The 1,674-nt window shown below is 57.3% G+C and carries 1 protein-coding gene; it reads right to left on the bottom strand.

From position 1 onward, the window contains the following. Positions 1-393: 393 nt before the first annotated feature. Positions 394-1,449: a lipase family protein gene (locus NHH03_RS27755; protein ID WP_253161619.1), complete on the bottom strand. Its 1,056-nt coding sequence runs from the start codon at positions 1,447-1,449 to the stop codon at positions 394-396. Positions 1,450-1,674: the final 225 nt, after the last annotated feature.

Raw genomic sequence — 1,674 nt, 5'->3', positions numbered from 1 at the left:
GACCGGCCACGGTTCAGATCCGCTGGTCTTGCATCCTGTCTGAACCCTGGCGGGCCCAGCTACGTTTCTGCTGCCGCTGCGGACGGGGTCTCTGGTCGGTGCGGAGTGACTGGGCGCGCTGAAGCGTGAACTCCGGTGCCTCTCGTAGCTGGGCCGGCCACGGTTCAGTTCCACTGGTCTTGCAGCCTGTCTGAACCCTGGCGGGCCCAGCTACGTTGCTGCTGCCGCTGCGAATGGGGTCTCTTGTTGGTGTGGAGTGAATGGGCGCGCTGAAGCGTGAGCTCCGATGCCTCTCGTAGCTGGACCGGCCACGGTTCAGTTCCACTGGTCTTGCAGCCCGTCTGAACCCTGGCGGGCCCAGCTACGTTCCCACTCTCGGTGAGGTGAGTTGGCCTAGTTTGACGGGAGGGCATTGAAGGCGTTGTAGACTTCATCGTCTTGGACGGCCAGCAGCAAGCTTGTGGTTTCCTGGTACAGCGCGTCTTCGTATTCCATGTGGATTCCGAAGGTTAGGATCCAGGGAATCATCGTTCGCGGAATGTATCCCATCGGCAATTCGCCGCTGAAATAGTCGAAATCGTAGACGTTTCCGTTCCGGAAAATGGTGTGAGTGATACCGAAGTGATGGAAGGTGTGTTTTCGGCCGTGGCTGTCCAATCCATCTTTCCAGAAGGTCGCAGCAACGTCTCCAGCGAGTACAAATCGCTGCGTCGATTCGGTCAGGGCTCGGCCACCTGCCGCTGGGTTTTCGGCCATCTTGTAGAAATGGTCATTGCCCACGCGAGGAGCCCCATAGGTGATCAAACCCTGGACCGGGATGTTGTCCATGTATTGCAATCGGAAAGCCAGCATCGACGCAGTTGCTCCTCCCAGGCTGTGGCCGGTCAGCCAGAGTCTGCGACCGGATGCAACTTCGGTGGCAACGCGAGACCAGACTTCGGGGTAGACGCTGAAGGCTGCATCCCAGAAACCTTGGTGCACACCAACTTCACGACTGCCGATTTTGACCAGCTTGACGCGTTTGTCCAGATCAGCGTAGTGGTCAGCTAGATTGGTTAGGCTGCCGGACGTTCCCCGACAAGCCACGATGACGGCATCGTTGGTGACAAAGATGGCTCCGTCCGCTCCGGTTTGTGCGTCGTGAAAGGGTTCGACATCCAGGACGCCGTGTAGCGAGTATTGGGCCAATAGGTAAGCGTCGTAGTCGGCCTCGCTCAGACCGGTATTGTTGTAGGCCGCCATGCTGAGGTGGGCCAGCAGGAAGCGGTTGTTGATGCCCGAGCCTTGGTCTGTCGCATCGAAGTAGTTGAATGCCGGTTCCTGGACTGGCGGGGCAGGGCTTTTTTTGAATGTCAGCGGATAGAAGGTTTTCGATTGTCCCTGGACAGCACCGGAAAGCAACAGGCCGAATACCAAGGGGATGAACGAAAGAGTTTGCCGCGTGCACATGTTCAGGTTTCCTGTCGTTTGGTTTGAATGGATCGCAAATATCAGCGATTTCAAATTGCCAAGCGGAAGCTGTCGGTCGATGTTTCAGTCACTGCTTGGCAGCTGAGTTGCAGGTTTTCAAACAATTTCTTCGGTTCTTCGCAAACAGCGTTGACGGCGAGCAGTTCGGTCGCAATACTCCCGCCCCACGTCGAGGAAAGGCCAGCAAGGCTAGCAAGCGACGTG

The sequence above is a fragment of the Stieleria tagensis genome (assembly GCF_024129865.1).
Taxonomy (GTDB): Bacteria; Planctomycetota; Planctomycetia; order Pirellulales; family Pirellulaceae; genus Stieleria; species Stieleria tagensis.
Note: the sequence above shows the minus strand (reverse complement) of the source record. Positions and strands in the feature narration are given on the sequence as shown.

What these genes read in the sequence shown, in the direction of transcription:
- NHH03_RS27755 (WP_253161619.1), bottom strand. Translation starts at nt 1,449, where the DNA reads ATGTGCACGCGGCAAACTCTTTCGTTCATCCCCTTGGTATTCGGCCTG.